Annotated in this window: 15 protein-coding genes; 9 read left to right on the top strand and 6 right to left on the bottom strand. The window is 65.4% G+C overall.

Annotated elements, in window-relative coordinates; all coding sequences use genetic code 11:
* Window positions 1–3,255 (top strand): SDR family NAD(P)-dependent oxidoreductase (locus A5779_RS12290; RefSeq protein WP_131811641.1); only part of this gene is annotated, 3,255 nt, incomplete at its 5' end.
* Between the two features lie 80 nt (window positions 3,256–3,335).
* Here A5779_RS12290 and A5779_RS12285 read toward each other — a convergent pair.
* Window positions 3,336–5,078 carry a DUF3556 domain-containing protein gene (locus A5779_RS12285; protein ID WP_064882161.1) on the bottom strand — a complete coding sequence of 581 codons (1,743 nt, stop codon included), beginning with the start codon at window positions 5,076–5,078 and terminating at the stop codon, window positions 3,336–3,338.
* 177 nt (window positions 5,079–5,255) lie between these two features.
* Window positions 5,256–6,335, bottom strand: coding sequence for an NAD(P)H-dependent amine dehydrogenase family protein (locus A5779_RS12280; protein WP_064882159.1), 1,080 nt, complete (start codon window positions 6,333–6,335; stop codon window positions 5,256–5,258).
* Window positions 6,336–6,569: 234 nt separating this feature from the next.
* Between A5779_RS12280 and A5779_RS12275 the strand changes: the two genes are divergently transcribed.
* The 4 genes from A5779_RS12275 (at window position 6,570) to A5779_RS12260 (ending at window position 11,427) form a co-directional block, all read left to right on the top strand.
* Window positions 6,570–8,408 (top strand): acyl-CoA dehydrogenase, encoded by a 1,839-nt coding sequence (locus A5779_RS12275; RefSeq protein ID WP_064882157.1) that lies wholly within the window; start codon window positions 6,570–6,572, stop codon window positions 8,406–8,408.
* Window positions 8,409–8,508: 100 nt separating this feature from the next.
* Window positions 8,509–10,092 (top strand): phospholipase D family protein, encoded by a 1,584-nt coding sequence (locus A5779_RS12270; protein ID WP_064882198.1) that lies wholly within the window; start codon window positions 8,509–8,511, stop codon window positions 10,090–10,092.
* A 91-nt stretch (window positions 10,093–10,183) separates the two neighbouring features.
* Window positions 10,184–10,825 (top strand): DUF1361 domain-containing protein, encoded by a 642-nt coding sequence (locus A5779_RS12265; protein WP_055119693.1) that lies wholly within the window; start codon window positions 10,184–10,186, stop codon window positions 10,823–10,825.
* 110 nt (window positions 10,826–10,935) lie between these two features.
* Window positions 10,936–11,427 (top strand): hypothetical protein, encoded by a 492-nt coding sequence (locus A5779_RS12260; protein WP_064882155.1) that lies wholly within the window; start codon window positions 10,936–10,938, stop codon window positions 11,425–11,427.
* A 35-nt stretch (window positions 11,428–11,462) separates the two neighbouring features.
* Here the strand turns inward: A5779_RS12260 and A5779_RS12255 are convergent, their stop codons facing one another.
* Window positions 11,463–11,735, bottom strand: a complete 273-nt coding sequence (locus tag A5779_RS12255) for a DUF4235 domain-containing protein (protein WP_064882153.1) — start codon at window positions 11,733–11,735, stop codon at window positions 11,463–11,465.
* Between the two features lie 169 nt (window positions 11,736–11,904).
* Between A5779_RS12255 and A5779_RS12250 the strand changes: the two genes are divergently transcribed.
* Together A5779_RS12250 and A5779_RS12245 are read left to right on the top strand one after the other, a co-directional pair.
* Window positions 11,905–12,315 (top strand): phage holin family protein, encoded by a 411-nt coding sequence (locus tag A5779_RS12250; RefSeq protein WP_064882151.1) that lies wholly within the window; start codon window positions 11,905–11,907, stop codon window positions 12,313–12,315.
* The gene (locus A5779_RS12245; protein ID WP_064882149.1) at window positions 12,302–12,595 is read left to right on the top strand and encodes a DUF3618 domain-containing protein; all 294 of its coding nucleotides are present in this window, start codon (window positions 12,302–12,304) and stop codon (window positions 12,593–12,595) included. The genes A5779_RS12250 and A5779_RS12245 overlap by 14 nt, the downstream gene beginning before the upstream one ends.
* 4 nt (window positions 12,596–12,599) lie before the next feature.
* Here A5779_RS12245 and A5779_RS12240 read toward each other — a convergent pair whose 3' ends face one another.
* Window positions 12,600–13,226: a TetR/AcrR family transcriptional regulator gene (locus A5779_RS12240; RefSeq protein ID WP_082941658.1), complete on the bottom strand. Its 627-nt coding sequence runs from the start codon at window positions 13,224–13,226 to the stop codon at window positions 12,600–12,602.
* A 137-nt stretch (window positions 13,227–13,363) separates the two neighbouring features.
* Here A5779_RS12240 and A5779_RS12235 point away from each other — a divergent pair, with 137 nt between their 5' ends.
* Both A5779_RS12235 and A5779_RS12230 read left to right on the top strand, forming a co-directional pair.
* Window positions 13,364–13,810, top strand: a complete 447-nt coding sequence (locus tag A5779_RS12235; protein WP_055119681.1) for an MmpS family transport accessory protein — start codon at window positions 13,364–13,366, stop codon at window positions 13,808–13,810.
* Window positions 13,807–16,710, top strand: coding sequence for an MMPL/RND family transporter (locus A5779_RS12230; RefSeq protein WP_064882145.1), 2,904 nt, complete (start codon window positions 13,807–13,809; stop codon window positions 16,708–16,710). The genes A5779_RS12235 and A5779_RS12230 overlap by 4 nt, the downstream gene beginning before the upstream one ends.
* A gap of 10 nt (window positions 16,711–16,720) precedes the next feature.
* Here the strand turns inward: A5779_RS12230 and A5779_RS12225 are convergent, their stop codons facing one another.
* Window positions 16,721–17,656: an aromatic alcohol reductase gene (locus tag A5779_RS12225; RefSeq protein WP_064882144.1), complete on the bottom strand. Its 936-nt coding sequence runs from the start codon at window positions 17,654–17,656 to the stop codon at window positions 16,721–16,723.
* 105 nt (window positions 17,657–17,761) lie between these two features.
* A complete protein-coding gene (locus tag A5779_RS12220) occupies window positions 17,762–18,673 on the bottom strand; it encodes a TIGR03564 family F420-dependent LLM class oxidoreductase (RefSeq protein ID WP_064882142.1) in 912 nt (303 codons plus the stop codon).
* Between the last annotated feature and the right edge of the window lie 94 nt (window positions 18,674–18,767).

The raw sequence follows: 18,767 nt of genomic DNA, 5'->3' as shown, positions 1-18,767 counted from the left end.
AGAGACCAGCTCTTGCGGACGCATGCGTTCCAGCCGTTCGAGACCTTCGCCGACCTGGAATTGGCCTGGGGCCCAAACTGGTCCGGTTCCCTGAAGTCCTTGTGGCTCGGTGAGGGCGAGGCGATCGGCGACATCCTGGTCGGAGCGGAACTCGCCGAACAACTGGGCACCGAGCCGATGCACCCGGTCCTGATGGACCTGTGCACGGGCGTCGCCTTCCCGGCGTTCCCGGCTCTTCTGGCGGCCGAGCAAGGGGTCAACGACCTGTTCCTGCCGTTGCGCTACGGGCAGGTGACGTTGAAAGAGAAGATGCCTCGGCGGTTCTACTGCCGGGCGAAGTGGCACGAGGCCGAGCTCAACAACGAAACCCAGGTGTTCGACCTCGAGTACATCGATCGGGACGGCCATTACCTCGGCGGCGTTCGCGAGTTCACCGTCAAGCGCGCACCCCGCGAAGCATTGCTTCGTGGCCTCGGCGGCGACGCCACCCGGCTGCTGTACACGCTGGGCTGGCACGAAGTGCCGGTGCCGCCGTCCGACGCTGCGGCCGAAAGCCCGAGCGGCACTTGGCTGGTCGCCGGGTTCGACGAACTCGCCGCGAAGGTGCCGGGCTGCATCCCGCTCGATCGCAACACCGGTCAGCAGCTGGGAGAGGTGCTGGCAGAGGCCAAGGAGCGCGGTCTGCCGTTCTCCGGTGTCATCTGGCGTGCCGCCACGCCGGGCACGGAATCGGCCGGTGCTGACAGTCAGGCGCGACTCGAAACCGAGATCACCAATCTGCTCGGCGCGGTGCACACCGTGCAGGGCGGTGAGGTGAAACTCCCGAATGGTCTGTGGATCGTCACCGAGCGGGCCGTCGCCACCGAATCCGGCGAGCCGGTCGATCCGGTGCAGGCGGCGCTGTGGGGCTTCGGCCGCACCACGATCAACGAGGAACCGGCGTTGCACGCCAAACTCATCGATTGCGACGGGTCACCGGAGGCCGTGCAGGCACTGGCCGATCTGATCGCCACCCCGGTCGAGGAACCGGAAATCGCTGTGCGGCAAGGCAAGCTGCTCGCATCTCGGTTGCTGCCATGGTCGCGAAGCGGGAACCTCACGGTGCCGCGCGGCAGCGACTACGTCCTGGCACCCACCGAACGCGGCGCGATCGACAACCTCCGCATCACCGAGAAGGAGGTGCCGGCGCCGGACGAGGGTTATGTGCAGGTCCGGGTGGAGGCCGCAGGTCTCAACTTCCGGGATGTGCTCAACGTGCTGGGCCTGTACCCCGGTGATCCGGGACCGATCGGCGGTGACTTCGCCGGCATCGTCACACAATTGGGTGAGGGCGTCACCGGAGTCGAGGTGGGCCAGCGGGTCTACGGCTCCATGCAGGGTGCGTTCTCCAGCCGGTTCAACGTGCCTGCCCAGTTCCTGGCGCCGATCCCGGACGGGGTCAGCGCGGTCGAGGCCGCGACGATTCCGGCCGCGGCGCTGACCGTCCGACTGTCGTTCGACTGGGCGAAGCTCAAGCCCGGCGACAAGGTGCTGATCCACGCCGCCAGCGGTGGTGTGGGCCTGGCCGCCATCCAGATGGCACAGCAGTGCGGTGCGGAGGTCTACGCCACGGCGAGCACCTTCAAGCGGGCCACGCTGCGCAAGCTGGGTGTCAAGTACGTCTATGACTCGCGGACAACGGACTTCGCCGATCAGATCCTGGCGGACACCGACGGTGCGGGCGTGGACGTGGTGCTCAACTCCCTGACGAGCGAAGGGTTCATCGAGGCGACGCTGAAGGCCACCGGCAAGAACGGCCGCTTCGCCGAGATCGCCAAGCGCGACATCTGGTCACCTGAGCAGATGGCCGAGGCCCGTCCCGACATCGCCTACGAGATCGTGGCGTTGGACACGGTGATGTTCACCGAGCCCGATCGCATTCGCGACCTGCTCACCGAGGTGTCGGAAGGCCTCGCCAAGGGCGAATGGACTCCGCTGCCCGCGGAGATCTACCCGCTGACGGAGGCCAGGACGGCGTTCCGGCGTATGCAGCAAGCCCGGCACATCGGCAAGATCGTGTGCCAGCTGCCGAATCTGCTTGCACCTCGGCCGGATCGGACCTACCTGATCACGGGTGGGCTCGGGGCGATCGGTCTACACACCGCGTCGTATCTGGCTCAGCTGGGTGCCGGCGACATCGTGCTGACCAGCCGCCGCGCACCGGATACGGACGCGCAGAAGCTGATCGAGGAGATCACCGAGCGCAACAAGACCCGCATCCATGTGTTCACCGCCGATGTGGGCGAGGAGTCCGAGGTGTCGAACCTCCTGGAGCGGATCCGTGCGGAGCTCCCGCCGCTTGCGGGCGTCGCCCACCTGGCAGGTGTGCTCGACGATGCGCTGCTGGGTCAGCAGAGCACGGAGCGGTTCCATAAGGTGTTGGCACCCAAGGCCTTCGGCGCCGAGTATCTGGACAGGTTGACCAAGGACGACGAGCTGGACTTCTTCATCGTGTCCTCCTCGGTGTCCAGCCTGTTCGGTTCCCCGGGGCAGTCCAACTACGCGACGGCCAATGCGCTGCTCGACGGTCTGATCGCACAGCGCAGGGCGCAGGGCCTGCCGGCCACCGGCATCAACTTCGGCCCGTGGGGTCAGGGTGGCATGGCCTCCTCGGAGGCGGCGACAGCCAATATCAGTGCGCAAGGCCTGATTCCGCTGGATCCCTCGGCCGCCCTCGCCGCGCTCGCCGAGGTCGTCGCCAACGGGACCGGCCAGGCGGCCGTCATCAAGGCCAACTGGCAGCGGGCCGCGAAGGTGCTGGGCAGTCAGCGGCCTCCGATCCTCGACCTGGTGTTGCCGAGTGCCGTCGGTGAGGTCGTCGGTGACAGTGAGGTTCTCAAGCAGCTGCTCGAGATCCCCGTGCCGCAGCGTGCCGGGTTCGTGACCGAGTTCCTGCAGAAGGAGGTGCAGAACTTCCTGCGACTCGCTTCACCGCCGGCCGCGACCAGCCGCTTCCTGGATCTCGGCACCGACTCGCTGATGGCGATCGAACTGCGCAACCGACTGCACACTCAGTTCGGTGGCAAGTTCACGCTCAACGCGACGGCGGTCTTCGACTATCCGACCATCGGCGGGCTGGCCGAGTATCTGGTGGCCCAGCTGCCCGATGCGGAGTCGGCGGATTCGGCCGAGTCGTCGGAGCCGTCGGAGCCGTCGGAATCTGACGCGGCGCAACCGGAGTCGGCACCGGAGGCCTCAGAGGCACCCACGGACTGACCCGCGAGCAGACGCTGCGGTACCCGCGAACACCGATTTTCGGTACCGCAGCGTCTTCTCGTCGGAGCGGACGGAAGTCTTCAGGACATGCCGGCTGCCGCACTGCGGCCGACGTGCACTGGCAGGTCATCCGCCCAAGGTTGGTTGACGGCCATGTCATCGACTTCGACGTAACCCCGCTCGAACTCGCCGGTGGCTGCGTCGACGAGCCGATACTCCTGTCGCTTGGTGTGAATCGGCTGCGAGTCGAGGATCACCACACGAACCTCTCCCGGATCGAACCCGCAGCGCCGTTGCATCGCCTCGATCAGGCACTCGTTGTGCATGTGGCCGTCACCGAAGTTCCAGCCAAGCAGCATCGCGCAGACCTGCTCGCCCTCACACAAGTTGTAGTCAGCTTCGTCCTGGCCGGTCATGGCTCGGTGCGCCAACGTGAACAATGCGCGCCCGTGGGTGTTCATCCCGCGGAACGCGTAGCCGAGATAGGTGATGATCTGGGGCGTTTCACCGTCGTCGTACAGCCGCTCCAGTTGCAGGTGATACATCGGGCCGAGCGCTCGCGAGGCTGCTCGCAGCTTCTCGTCAGCCGACGGCTTCACGCACCACACCGTGGTGTCCCAGTTGCCTGCGTAGTACCTCATGCCGGGCAAGAAGGAAATCTTGTGCGGCAACAGGTTTCCGCACACCACGGTGCCCGCGAGGACGACAAGAAGCAGCACCACCGGCCAGGGTTCGCCAAGGTCGGACAGTCCGATGTCCGCATGGCCGACGAAAAGCCAGAGCAACCCGAAGATCATGAAGACATTCCATTCCAGCGGAACACCCATCGGAAACGACAACAGGATGTTCAGGTGGAACACGACCATCACGAATGCCGCGACGGCGGTGGGCCAGCCACCGTGGGAGAAGAACAGCACCAGCGGCACCAACCCCTCCACTGCCGTCGAGAAATGCGCGATGAAGTGCGCGACACTGCTGGGCCTCAGATCGTCCGGATATCGCTTGAACATCGAGCGTTTGAGAATCCCCGGCGGGACAAAGGGATTGTTCGCCAGCATCGTCGAAATGACGAACGGAAAGTGCGCGTTGAGCTTGCTGGTAGCGGCGCCCAGCCAGATGACCAGGAAGACCACCTTTGCGCCGACGACGATGTCTGTCCCGACGAACAGGAACACCAGTGCCAGTGGCGCGTACACCTCGGCGCGGGCCGCCAGATAGATCACCTTGTCGCGCAACCCGAGCAACGCCAGGACGGACAGCACCGCGGCGGTCTGCCACCAGGGCAGCACGCCGATCTCGGTGTCCAGGGCGGAAATTGGGCCGGACCCATCGGACAACAGCGCTGTCACGAGTAACACGAGCAGTCCGGCGTACAGCGCCACATCGATCGGGGACCGGATGTCGCCCTTGGTCAACGGCACCCGGTCCGGCCACGGCGGCAGCCGCACGGTCCCGGGCCGCAACCAGTACAGGATCGATCCCATCGGCGGAAAGTAGCGGCCCGCCAAAGGCCCGAAACAGCAACCGAGCCCGACGACTTCGAACAACATCGTGTAGAGGACGGCCTTCTGGAAGACGATCGGCTCCAACCACCAGGCCCCGACGTTGGTGAATCCGTCGACGCCCCGAGTCGACAACGCGAACACCCAGGCACCGAGAACGTAGAGCACGATCTTCACGCCGTACATCAGCGGCATCACCAGCGGCGTGCCGAAGCCGTTCTCGGCGATGTGCCGCGCCATCGGCACAATTCGCTCGGCGCGGGTGCCTTTGCTCCACACCGCGACATCGACGACCGGCAGGTTCGGCTGGAGAAACCCCATGCCGGAATGTTCCACGTCAGAGGCCGATTGCGGGGGTCTTTGGAACGAGGAGCCGCCCCGGTGCTTGCGTCAGCAAGCGCGTCACCCCTGATTGCCGAGCAGACGTGGCGGTACCCGGAGTTGCCGATTTTCGGGTACCGGAGTGTCTGCTCGGCGGAAGAACTCGGCAGAGAGAACTCAGATCCAGCGGGTCGCTTCGACCTCGGCAGGCAGCGGCGGGTGCAACGGCACGTCAAGTCCGTCGTAGATACCGGGCTTCTGGGTAGCCAGCCAATCGATCGCGCCGAGCAGACGGTTGGCCGCCGTGGTGTTGCCGCCGTCGGCGCGGGTGCCACCCGGCACATCGGCGCGCACGACGATGCTCAACTGCGGATCGCCGTCGACGATCACCCGGTGATCGCCGACCCCTTCGTCGGGCTGCGGCCAGTCCGGCGCGCAGGCCGGGTCGATGCGGGTGATGTGCTCGATGACGACCCGCTCGACCCCGTTGGCCCACCCGATGACCTGCAGGCGGAATGCGCCCTGGGTGCCTGCCTCGAACCGGCCCATGACGTTGTCGACGGCCTCGGTCAGCGGCAGCCGTTCGACCGTCTCGGTGATCTGGTCGATCTCCAGGCCGAGCCCGCGGCCGATCAAGCGGACATTGCCGCCCCACACCATGGTGGGGATGGACGGCAGCAACATCATCGGCGTCTCGTCCATCGACCCACCGAAACCGCAGAGCACCCGGACCGAGTGCGGCTGGTTGTAGGTGGAGTAGTCGAAGATCTCCTGGCACCGGATGGTGCGGATCCGGGTGCACAACCCCGCCGCGATCACGGCCAGGGCATCGTTACCCCAGCCCGGGTCCACGCCACTGACCAGAAGCGCGGAGTTGCCGGCCACCGCGGCGTCGGTGAGCCGCTCGACCCATTCGGCGGGAGCCGAGGCCGGGTCGTAGAGCGAGTACAGCGACGGCGTCACCACTTGCTTACCTGCACGGAGGCACCGCTCGATCTCGGCAAGGGCCTCCTCGGGACGGATGTCGCCGGAAGACATATACGCCACCGCATCGCACTGGGCGAGTGCCGCGTCCACATCGGTGGTGGCCTCGACTCCGGTGGGCGCGTCGAGCTTGGCGAACGTCGCCGCGTCGCGACCGGCCTTGTCGGGCGAGGACGTGATCACCGCTGCCAGTTCGAGGCCCGGAAATCCCGTGGCCGACCTGATCGCCGTCGCACCCATGTTGCCCGTACCCCACACCGCAATTCGACGCATCGGGCCACCTTAGTAGACCATTGGTGACTATCCTCACATTATCCGAAAACAGCTGGTCAAGCCCGTTTACGGAAAGGGGTACAAGGCTCGATCAACCACTGGGTTGGTTAGCTTTCAGAAATTGCTCAGAGTCTCTTTGCGTTGAAGTTACTGAACGGTATAGTTAGCCGCAGTTACTGGTGGGTAACTTATCCAAAGTACCCAACCTCAGGTGGCATTCCACAAGGAGGAAAAGTGAGCCACTACAAGAGCAATGTCCGTGACCAGGTCTTTAACCTGTTCGACGTGTTCGGCATCGACAAGGTGTTCGGCACCGGCAAGTTTGCGGATCTCGATCAGGATTCGGCTCGCGAGATGCTCGCGGAGATCGCACGACTGGCCGAGGGACCCATCGCCGAGTCGTTCGCCGACGGCGACCGCAACCCTCCCGTCTTCGATCCCAAGACCCATAGCGTCACGCTGCCGGAGTCGTTCAAGAAGTCGATGCGCGCCCTCCTCGAGGGTGGCTGGGACAAGGTCGGCCTCTCCGAGGAACTCGGCGGTATGCCGGTGCCGCGTGCCCTGCAGTGGGCGCTGATCGAGCACATCCTGGGCGCCAACCCCGCGGCCTACATGTACGCGATGGGCGCGGGCATGTGCGAGATCTTCTACAACAACGCCACTGAAGAGCAGAAGAAGTGGGCAGTGCTGGGCGCCGAGCGCGGCTGGGGCGCCACCATGGTGCTCACCGAGCCCGACGCCGGTTCCGACGTGGGCGCCGGCCGCACCAAGGCCGTCCAGCAGGAGGATGGCTCCTGGCACATCGACGGCGTGAAGCGGTTCATCACGTCCGCCGACTCCGACGATATGTTCGAGAACATCATGCACCTGGTGCTGGCCCGCCCCGAGGGCGCCGGCCCGGGCACCAAGGGTCTGTCGCTGTTCTTCGTACCCAAGTTCCTCTTCGACTTCGAGACCGGTGAGCTGGGCGAGCGCAACGGCGCCTTCGTCACCAACGTCGAGCACAAGATGGGCCTGAAGGTCTCCACCACCTGTGAGCTGACCTTCGGTCAGCACGGCGTTCCCGCCAAGGGCTGGCTGGTCGGCGAGGTGCACAACGGCATCGCGCAGATGTTCGACGTCATCGAGCAGGCCCGAATGATGGTGGGCACCAAGGCCATCGCAACCCTGTCGACCGGTTACCTGAACGCCCTCGAGTACGCCAAGGAGCGCGTCCAGGGTGCCGACCTGACCCAGATGATGGACAAGGCTGCCCCGCGCGTCACCATCACCCATCACCCCGACGTGCGCCGGTCCCTGATGACCCAGAAGGCCTACGCCGAGGGCATGCGCGCCGTCTACCTCTACACCGCGACCTTCCAGGACGAGGACGTTGCCAAGGCCGTCCACGGGGTGGAGCCCGAGCTGGCCCACAAGGTCAACGACCTGCTGCTGCCGATCGTCAAGGGCTGCGGCTCCGAACGGGCCTTCGTCCTGCTGGGCCAGGAGTCGCTGCAGACCTTCGGTGGCTCCGGCTTCCTGCAGGACTACCCGCTCGAGCAGTACGTCCGCGACTCGAAGATCGACTCGCTCTACGAGGGCACCACCGCCATCCAGGCGCAGGACTTCTTCTTCCGCAAGATCGTCCGCGACAAGGGCCAGGCGCTGGCATTCGTGGCCGGCGAGATCGAGCAGTTCATCAAGAACGAGACCGGCAACGGCCGCCTCAAGACCGAGCGTGCCCTCCTGGCCACCGCGCTGGAGGACGTGCAGGGCATGGCTGCCACCCTCACCGGGTACCTGATGGCCGCCCAGGAAGATGCCGCAAGCATCTACAAGGTGGGTCTGGGTTCGGTCCGCTTCCTGATGTCGGTCGGCGACCTGCTGCTCGGCTGGCTGCTGGCCCGCCAGGCCGCAGTGGCCATCGAGAAGCTCGACGCCGGCGCCACCGGCGAGGAGCGCACCTACCTGGACGGCAAGATCGCCGCCGCATCGTTCTTCGCCAAGAACATGCTGCCGCTGCTGAGCAGCACCCGTCAGGTCATCGAGACCCTCGACAACGAGGTGATGGAGCTCGACGAGGCTGCGTTCTAAGAAGTTCGAAGTCGAACGCCCCCGGGTTACCCGGGGGCGTTTGTCTTTGATGCACCCGGGTGCAGACACGGCCGCCAACGGGTATCTCCGGACAGTGCCCATGGAGTTGACGAATTGGTTCCTCACGACAGAGGAACGCGGCAATCCGGACACCTTGTTGCCTGACTGGTGTGCCGGCAACCGGGTCGAACCGCTGATCCATGGCGCAACCTACTTCGATCGGCTGGCCGCCGAGGTGAGCGAGATGCGCCGAGGCGACCATCTGTTCTTCACCGACTGGCGCGGCGACCCCGACGAACGGATGCGCGTTGACGGACCTACCATCGCCCAGCTGTTCTGCCAGGCTGCCGAGCGTGGCGTTGTCGTCAAGGGCTTGATGTGGCGCTCGCACCTGGACCGATTCGCCTACAGCGAGGAGGAGAACCGGCATCTCGGTGACGTGATCGAGGCAGCGGGTGGGGAGGTGCTGCTCGACCAACGGGTGCGCATCGGCGGTTCCCATCACCAAAAGCTCGTCGTACTGCGCCATCCCGGCGCACCCGAACGCGACGTCGCCTTCGCCGGCGGTATCGACCTCTGCCACTCGCGGCGCGACGACGCCGACCACCATGGGGATCCGCAGTCGATGCGGATGGCTCGCCAGTACGGCGAACACCCGCCGTGGCACGACGTCCAGCTACGCATCCAGGGACCGGCGGTCGGCTCGCTGGACTTCACGTTCCGGGAGCGTTGGACCGACCCGGCACCGTTGGACATGCTGTCGCCGATCGCCTGGATCGCCGATAAATTTCGCCGCTCCGACCTGAGCGCCGGCACATTGCCGCCGCAGCCGCCCGATCCCCCACCCTGCGGCCGACAGGCGGTGCAAGTACTGCGGACCTATCCCGATGCCCACTTCGAGTACGCGTTTGCCCCGCACGGCGAGCGCAGCGTGGCACGTGGGTACACGAAAGCCGTGCAGCGGGCCAGGAGCCTGATCTATCTCGAAGACCAGTACCTGTGGTCCAAGCAGGTTTCGCAGTTGTTCGCCGACGCGTTGGCGAACAACCCTGACCTACACCTGATCGCGGTGGTGCCGCGACACCCCGATGTCGATGGCCGCTGGGCCCTGCCACCCAACCAGGTGGGCCGCCAGCAGGCGATCGAGAAGTGCCGGGCCGCCGACCCGCGGCGTGTACATATCTTCGATATCGAAAACCACATGGGGACACCGGTTTACGTACACGCAAAAGTGTGTGTGATCGACGATGTCTGGGCCTGCGTGGGCAGCGACAACTTCAACCGGCGGTCCTGGACGCACGACAGCGAGTTGTCGTGCGCAGTACTCGACGGCACCCGCGACCAACGTGAACCCCGTGACCCAGCGGGCCGCGGCGATGGTGCCCGGGTGTTCGCCCGCAACCTCCGGCTGCGGCTACTCGCCGAACATCTCGACCTCGCCCCCCACGACGATGTCGACCTGATCGATCCGGCGGCTGCGGTCGAGGCCGTCACGGCGTCGGCGCAGGCGCTGCAGGACTGGCATGACGGCGGGCGGACCGGCCCGCGCCCGCCCGGGCGGCTCCGGCCGCATCAACCCGAGCGTCTCGGCCGGCTCACCCAGGCGTGGGCAAAACCGGTGTACCGCGCCGTCTACGACCCCGACGGGCGGTCTTACCGCGACCGGCTGCACCGGCGCTGGTAGTGCGGTGACCAAGCCCAACGTTGGCTCGTGTCTCAAATTCGGCCGAAATATGGGACACAAGCCAACATTCGGCGGATGACAAACTGGTCGCATGACTGAAGCCCGCGGCATCTTGCTCGTCATGTCGTTGATGGCGACGACCGCGCTCACCCTGGCCCTCGGGATCACCGATCCGGCGGCGCCGATGTCCTACCCGACCAAGTTCCTGGTGTGGAACCTGGTGCTCGCCTGGATCCCGATGGTCTTCGCGATCGCTTTCGATCTGGTCGAGCGACGACTGTGGCTGTTGCCGCTGGGACTGGGTTGGTTGGCGTTCCTGCCGAACGCTCCCTATCTGGTGACCGATCTGGTCCACCTCGGCGAGGGCTACGAGCTGTGGCGTCACGTGCTGCAGTACGGATTCGCCGCGTGGACCGGGATGCTGCTGGGCGTGGTCTCGCTGTTGCTGGTGCATCAGCGCCTTGACGACGAATTCGGCTCGTTCTGGGGCTGGCTGGCCGTCGTGCTGTCCGTGGCGGGGTGCGCCGTCGGCGTGGTCATCGGCCGGTTCCAGCGCTGGAACTCCTGGGACCTGGTGACCCGGCCCGATGCGGTGGTCGCGGCGACGTTCGACTGGATGCGCGCACCGCTGTCCTATGTGCAGTCGACCGGCGTGGCGATAGCTGTTGCAGCGTTCTTCGGGTTGGCGTATCTGACGATCTGGGCACTCAACGGACTGAATGTGCGCAGATAGTGTCCTGATCGTTATCGCGGTTTATCCCATTTGCCACATGGGTAACTTCTGTATCAGCGGCGCGAGTCCGCGACCGCACTGAAACAGAAAGAGGCGAATGGATCACCACCATGAACACCGTCCTATATTTCAGCGTCTATGGCGCCGTCTATGAAACCCGGGCCTACACCACCGCCGATATCAACCAGCTCGTCCACGACCACGGGCTGCACTGCCTGACCTCCGCGGATCGGCAGTTCGACTTCTGGTTCAGCCCGTCAACACACTCATGCCAGCGTCACGTGAACCGGAAGGCAACCGAACTCCTGCTGGCCACAACAGCTTTCACCCCCAAGACGGTTCCGCTGCTGCGCGGATGCGTCGTCGTCGCCACGCACGACACCGATGGTGAACTCGACGGGCTGAGCTGGCAGCAACTGGAGCTGCTGGCCCGCCGCGACCGCTCGCTGACCACGTCGCAAAAGCGTGCGCTCGGTCGACACATCAACCGCGCCGACGCCCGCCGAATCGACCCGCTCATCCCCGCCGCACACTGCGACGGGTCGCATCACATCGCGGTCAGCCGCGTCCGCGCAACCAGTCGAAGGGCCTGGGCCGATTGATCGGGGATGCCTGAATGGCCCGCGGCGGCGGAACGCTACACGGGCGATTCATGGGCCAGCGCCCGGTAGCCCTTGGCTCCCGCCCGGTCGACGGCGGCGCGGACCAAGCCGAACACCAAGCCCTGCAGGGCCGCAGCCGTCAGCGCTTTGGCGGTGGACCTTTCGAGATCTTTGGGGTCGGGCGGTTCCAGATTCGGCTCATCGATGCGCTTCCAGATCTGGGTGAACAACGCGCCGGCCAACAGTCCCCCGCCCACGCTCGTCGCCATCGACAGCGGCAGGTACAGCGTTTTCGAGAGTCGGCTCACGGGTTCTCCTCGCATCGTCCAGGCCCCGAAAGAACGGCTTTCGGGCTGACAGTGCGGATACCCCGAACCGACCGGTTCTAACGGGTTCCGGCGGCGGTACGAGGTTTTGCCGGGCCCTGCGTCGGGCACAGCTGTGTGAGAAGTAGTACGCATGGGGAAAGGCCCACCGATGACTACCGAACCCAAAACCATCAACGAAGCGTCCACGGCCGAGCTCCTCGGCCAACTACAGCAGCAGACCACACGGCTGGTACGCGACGAGCTGCGATTGGCGCAACGCGAATTCCAGGAGTCGGCGCGCCACGCCGGACTCGGCGCCGGGCTGATCAGCGCTGCCGGCCTGCTGGCGGTGCTGGGCCTGATGACGGTCGTCGCCGCCGCCGTGGCGGCGATCGCGCTGGCCCTGCCGGTATGGGCGGCCGCGCTCATCGTCGCCGCGGTGCTGTTCCTCGGGGCCGGGGTGGCCGCGCTGGTCAGCCGCAGCCAAGCCAAACAGGTACCGCCGCCGGCGAGCCAATCGGTCGACAGCGTCAAGCAGGATCTCGACGAGCTCAAGGAGGCACGACATGGCCACCGCTGATCGCCTTCCGCCCGAACCGGGGCCAGACGCCGGCATCGACGAACTCCAGTCCGATATCGACAAGACGCGCAGCGAGCTGGGTGAGACGGTGGCTGCGCTGTCGGACAAACTCGACGTCAAGGGCCGGGCACAGGACAAGGCAGTCGAGACCAAGGAAGCCTTCGTCGACCGGGCCCACGCCGCAACCGAGGCCGCGCGGTCCAAACCGGCGGTTCCGGTGGCCGCTGCGCTTGCCGTGCTCGCGGCGGTAGGCCTGCTCGTGTGGTGGCGCCGCCGCTGACAGGTCAGAACCGGGTCAGGCTGGGCATCAACACGTCGTCCACGAGCGCCCGAACCGTCTCCTCGGTCGGCGGACGTCCCGGGATCAGGGACCGGAACACCAGATACCCGGGCATCACATCCCACAACTCGTTGTGCACCGCCGCGGCGGTGATCTCACCCCGGTTGACCGCATCCGTCAGCACTTCGGTCATCAGCTTCTTGCGCTGCAGAACGAACTGATTCTGCAGCGCCGCACTCAATTCCGGGCTGTGCGCCACCTCGGACATGATCGCGCTCATCGTGCTGCCGTGCTCGCGTGCCTGTGCGCACACCGACGAGCCGATACTCAGCAGATCGGTCCGCAGCGCGCCCGTGCGAGGCGGCACCAACTGGATCCGGGTGCCCTCGATGAAGGCTGCCAGGACCAGCTCGGTCTTCGAGGGCCACCGGCGGTAGATGGTGGCCTTGCTCGACTTCGCTTCGGTCGCGACGGCTTCCACCGTCAGCCGGTCGTATCCGTGCTGCTGCAACAGACGCAGGGTGACCGCCAACAACTCCGATTCGCGCTCGGTCCACTGTGTCGCCGGGGCCGGCGGTGAGACGTCATGCGACGAGGCGGTCGAAGCGGGTGACACTGAAAACCTTTCCATAGCGGGCAACCACGGCCACTTGCCTGTAGGCCTTGCCCTGCAATCGACTGTACCGTACGGTACCGTTCAGGTGCTTGGAACGGCCAAAGACTCTCGCCTCACGGCGCGCAGAGCGCCCGTTGTCGAAAGGCTCTGAGATGCAGGGGATCTCGGTAGGCAGCCTGATAAGGCGGCGCTGGACGGTGATCGTGGCCGTGCTCGTGGTGGCGGTCGTCGCGTTCACCGTCAGCCGACTACACGGCATATTCGGTTCCGACAACGAGGTGTCACGCCCCAGTGCCGACGCCCTGGAGAACACCGGATACAACCCGAAACGGGTTCTCTTCGAAGTATTCGGATCACCGGGCTCGGTAGCCACCATCAATTACCTGGACATCGACGCACAACCCCAGCGGGCCGAGGACGTGACGCTGCCCTGGTCGCAGACCCTGGTCACCGATGACCCGACCATGTTCGCCGACCTGCGGGCGCAAGGCGACGGCGAATACATCGGCTGCCGCATCACCGTCAACGGTGTCGTCAAGGACGAAAGGTCCACCGATAACGTGAACGGCTACATCGCATGCTTGGACAAGTCGGCATGAGCGGGCAGCACGCCGAAGGCGCAGACGTCCGCTCCAGGACGTCGCGGACCATCCGCATGCTCGCGGTACCGATCGTGCTCGTGTGGGTGGCCATCGCCGCATTGACGAACATCCTTGTGCCACAACTGGAGGTCGTCGGCGCAGCACGTTCGGTGGGGCTCAACGCGCCCGATGCACCGTCGACCATGGCGATGCGCCACATCGGCCAGGTCTTCGACGAGTTCAACTCCGACAGCGCAGCCATGATCGTGCTCGAAGGTGATCAGCCGCTCGGCGATGATGCCCACCGCTTCTACGACACCCTGGTGAAAAAGCTTGCCGAGGACACCGAGCACGTCGAGCACATCCAGGACTTCTGGGGAGACCCGCTCACCGCGGGCGGCTCACAGAGCAAGGACGGCAAGGCCGCTCTGGTGCAGGTGTACCTGGCCGGCAACCAGGGCGAGGCATTGTCCAACCAGTCCGTCGACGCCATCCGCGAGATCGTGGCGAGTGTCCCACCACCGCCCGGGGTCAAGGCCTACGTCACCGGCGCCGCGCCGCTCATCACCGACAACTTCGAGGTGGGTAGCGAGGGCACCGAAAAGGTCACCGGCATAACCTTCTTGGTCATCGCGGTGATGCTGCTCGTGGTCTACCGATCCCTGGTCACGATGCTCCTCATGCTCGTCACCGTCCTCATCGAACTGGCGGCCGCGCGCGGTGTCGTCGCCGCGCTCGCGCACTCCGGGGTCATCGGTCTGTCCACCTATTCGACGAACCTGCTGACGCTGTTGGCGATCGCTGCGGGTACGGACTACGGCATCTTCATCGTCGGCCGCTATCACGAGGCGCGTAGCCGTGGCATGGACCGCGAAGCCGCGTACTACGACATGTTTCGCGGCACCGTCCACGTCATCGTCGGCTCCGGGCTGACCATCGCCGGAGCCGTGGCCTGCCTGCACTTCACCCGACTCCCCTACTTCCAGACCCTGGGCGTACCCGCCGCCATCGGCGTGCTGGTGACGCTGGTGGCCGCACTGACGCTCGGGCCCGCCGTACTGACCATCGGGAGCCGATTCGGACTCCTCGAGCCGAAACGCAATCCACGGGCACCGCGCTGGCGGCGCATCGGCACCGCGATAGTGCGGTGGCCCGGTCCCATCCTGGTGGTGTCGTGTCTGATCGCGCTCGTCGGCCTACTCGCCCTGCCGGGCTACAAGACCAGCTACGACGGCCGCCCCTACCTACCGGAATCAGCACCGGCCAACATCGGCTACACCGCCGCCACCCGCCACTTCTCCGAAGCCCGGCTGAACCCCGAGCTGCTGATGATCGAAACCGATCACGACATGCGCAACCCCGCGGACATGCTGGTGCTCGAACGCGTTGCCAAGGCCGTTCTGCACACCCGCGGCATTGCCCTGGTCCAGTCGATCACCCGACCACTGGGCACACCGATCAAGCACAGCTCCATCCCATTTCAGATCAGCGCGCAAAGCGCCAGCCAGATCATGAATCTGGGTTACCAGCAGGACCGCGCCGCCGATCTGCTCAAGCAGGCAGGCGAGCTGTCCAACACGATCAACATCCTCAAGCAGCAGGTCTCCTTGCAGCAGGCCAGTGCCGCCGCCACCCATGAGCAGACGCAGGCGTTCCACGACACCGTCGCGATCGTGAACGACCTGCGCGACAAGATCGCCAACTTTGACGATCAGTTCCGCCCCTTGCGCAACTACTTCTACTGGGAACCACACTGTTTCGACATCCCCATGTGCGCGGCGTTGAGGTCGGTTTTCGATGCGCTCGACGGGATCGACAAGCTCAGCGACCAGTTCGGTCAGATCACCGCGAGCCTGGACAAGCTCGACGCCCTCCAGCCGAAACTCGTGGCGCTGCTGCCGCCGCAGATCGCCATCCAGGAGCGCAACCGTGATCTGACCCTGTCCAACTACGCCACCACGGCCGGCACCAACTCGCAGTCCCAGGAAGCCCTCGAGAATTCGACTGCGATGGGCCAGGCCTTCGACTCCGCGAAGAATGACGACTCGTTCTATCTGCCGCCGGAAGCCTTCGACAACCCCGACTTCAAACGTGGCCTGAAACTGTTCATGTCACCCGACGGCAAGGCCGCCCGCATGATCATCACGCATGAGGGCACTCCCGCCACACCCGAGGGTATTTCGCACATCGATGCGCTCAAGGACTCCGCCTTCGACGCGATCAAGGCCACGCCGCTGTCGGACGCCAAGATCTACGTGGCCGGAACTGCTTCTGCGTACAAGGACATTCAGGACGGCGCCAAGTACGACCTGCTGATCGCCGCGTTGGCAGCCATCAGCCTGATCTTGCTCATCATGATGTTCATCACCCGCAGCCTGGTCGCCGCGATGGTCATCGTCGGCACGGTCGTGCTGTCGTTGGGAGCGTCGTTCGGTCTGTCAGTTCTGGTGTGGCAGTACATCTTCGGCATCCAGCTGTACTGGATCGTGTTGGCTCTGGCCATCATCCTGCTGCTGGCGGTCGGAGCGGACTACAACCTGCTGCTGATATCCCGATTCCAGGAAGAGATCGGGGCCGGTCTCAAGACCGGCGTCATCCGCGCCATGGCCGGGACCGGCCGGGTGGTGACCGCGGCCGGCCTGGTGTTCGCCGCCACCATGTCCTCGTTCATCTTCAGCGATCTCATCGTGCTCGGGCAGATCGGTACCACCATCGGCCTCGGTCTGCTCTTCGACACCTTGATCGTGCGGTCGTTCATGACGCCGTCCATCGCGGCGCTGCTCGGCCGGTGGTTCTGGTGGCCGCAGATCGTGCGGCCCCGCCCGGCCAGTCGCATGTTGCGCCCGTACGGATCTCGCACCTCGGTTCGCAAACTGCTCGAGCCGGAATCCGAGCCCGAGCCGACCACATCGACTTAGCCGCCGGACATCACGCCAGGTTCGTCCGCGCCCATTCCTCGGCGGTCGTGGTGGTGATCCCGCGAACAGCGTTGTAGGACTGGTCTTTCGGCCAGGCAACACCGTTGGTGCGGGCGAACACCGCCCGGTACTTGCTCATCGTGTCCTCTGGGTGCTGCCGCAATTGCTCGGCCAGGAAGTCATCGGTCCACAGCGTGCGGTTCACCGCACTCCCACGGAGCCGTTCGACGATATCGGCGAGTTCGCGGTAGCTGATGGTGTCCCCGGCGAGATAGACAACAGTGTCGCGAAGTCGCGGTTCGGCGAAGACGATATCGGCGGTCAGTGTCCCGATATCTTCGGGAGTGGTGAGGGTGACTTGGTTGTCCCAACTTCCGAGCGCATGCACGGTACCGGCAGGCAGATCCACGACGCCGAACTCGGGGTCGAACAGGAAACTGGTGAACATGCCGGTGGAGACGATCACCCACTCCGTGGTGTGCTGGCCTCGCAGCAGGTCACGCACGTCGAGCTGCTCATCGAACAGCGGCTGCGCGCTACCGCGGCCTATCTCGTCATAGTCGACACCGAACTGCCATGGGAAGAACCGCGGCACTCCGGCCGCGAGGGCCGATCGAGCGAGTTTGCGCTGTGTGCCCGGCCCCGCCGCGAAACCGACACAGCTGATGACCGTGTGGTACCGCCCCATTACGGCCGCAAGCTCTGCCACCGACGCCGTCGAGACGTCGGCATGTTCTACCGTGATCCCCGCCTCCGCCAATTTCGTTTGGCGCGCATCGCTGTTCGCGTCGGCACCCGCTGACGGTGGCCGCAAGAGCACCGCGAGAGTTGCGTCTGGAGGGCGCGCGACGTGATTGGAGAGAGCGAACAACACGCCGGCGCCGAGTTCTCCTGCCCCGATCACGAGAATGCTGGGGCTGTCTGCCGCTGATGACGTTGTGGGCAATGCGGCCTCCGTTACTGGTGGTGCGTCAAGCTTGCCTCGGCAACCACATCCACCTGCGGCCACCGGCAAGGACTGCAACCGCCAGATCGGCGACAATCATCCCCGTCAGCTGTCGAGCGAGCGCAGCAGCGCCCTTGTGCGGGCCCGGTTCTCGGGCGATGCGTCGAACACCACCCCGACATATTCGTCGACACCAATCGTTCCGAGCGCCCGAATGCGTTCTGCCACAGTGCTTTCGTCACCGATGATGGCGGCGTCCTCGGGTCCGGCGTAGCCCTCGCGGTCGAGCATGGCACGGTACGACGGCAGGTGCCCGTACATGGCGAACTGTTTGGCGGCCTGAGCACGGGCGCCGTCGACGTCATCGGTGACGCTGACCGGAAGCGCCGCGACGACGCGGACCGGGCGGTCCCCGGCCGCCTCGCGCAGTGTCGGGGACACGTGTTCGGCCAGTGTGGTCGGGCCGGTCATCCAGGTGACGGTGCCCGCTGTGCGACGGCCCGCGAGCTTGAGCAGTTGTGGCCCCAACGCGGCGATGTACACATCTGGTGCCGTCGCCCCCGGGATCTGCAGCGCGCCGCGCGTGGTCACCGTCTCGCCCGGTGCGTCGGCGGGTTCGCCGGCCAACAGCGGTTGTAGTCCGTCCAGATACTCACGGAGCCGACGCACCGGCTTGTCCCACGGAATGCCCCACATCCCCTCGGTCACCGCTGCATGGGTCATGCCGAGGCCGAGCAGGAACCGGCCGCCGCTGATCAGGTTGAGAGTGAGCGCACGCTGCGCCAGCAGCATCGGGTGCTGATTCTGGATCGGGATGACGCCGGTGCCCACCTCGATCCCGTCGACCTCACGGAAGGCGACAGCGAGCACGGTCAGCAGGTCCGGTTCGTAGGGCATCTGGGTCATCCAGACCCGCCGGAATCCCTCGTCGTGCAATTGCGCGAGATTCTCTACTGTGGCGTCGATCGGGGAGCGGCCACCGGTGTCACTGAGCGAGGCGATGAGGCTGGTCTGCATGTCACCACGCTACGGGCCGTATGGGCCAGACGATGCGGGGATCAAAACAAATAAGGGCGGGTTCGGGAGGACACCTGGGGGCGTTTCAATTCGT

The sequence above is a fragment of the Mycolicibacterium peregrinum genome, assembly GCF_001665625.1.
Classification (GTDB): Bacteria; Actinomycetota; Actinomycetes; order Mycobacteriales; family Mycobacteriaceae; genus Mycobacterium; species Mycobacterium peregrinum_B.
The sequence above is the reverse complement of the archived record's forward strand: the minus strand, read 5'-3'. Positions and strand labels throughout refer to the sequence as shown.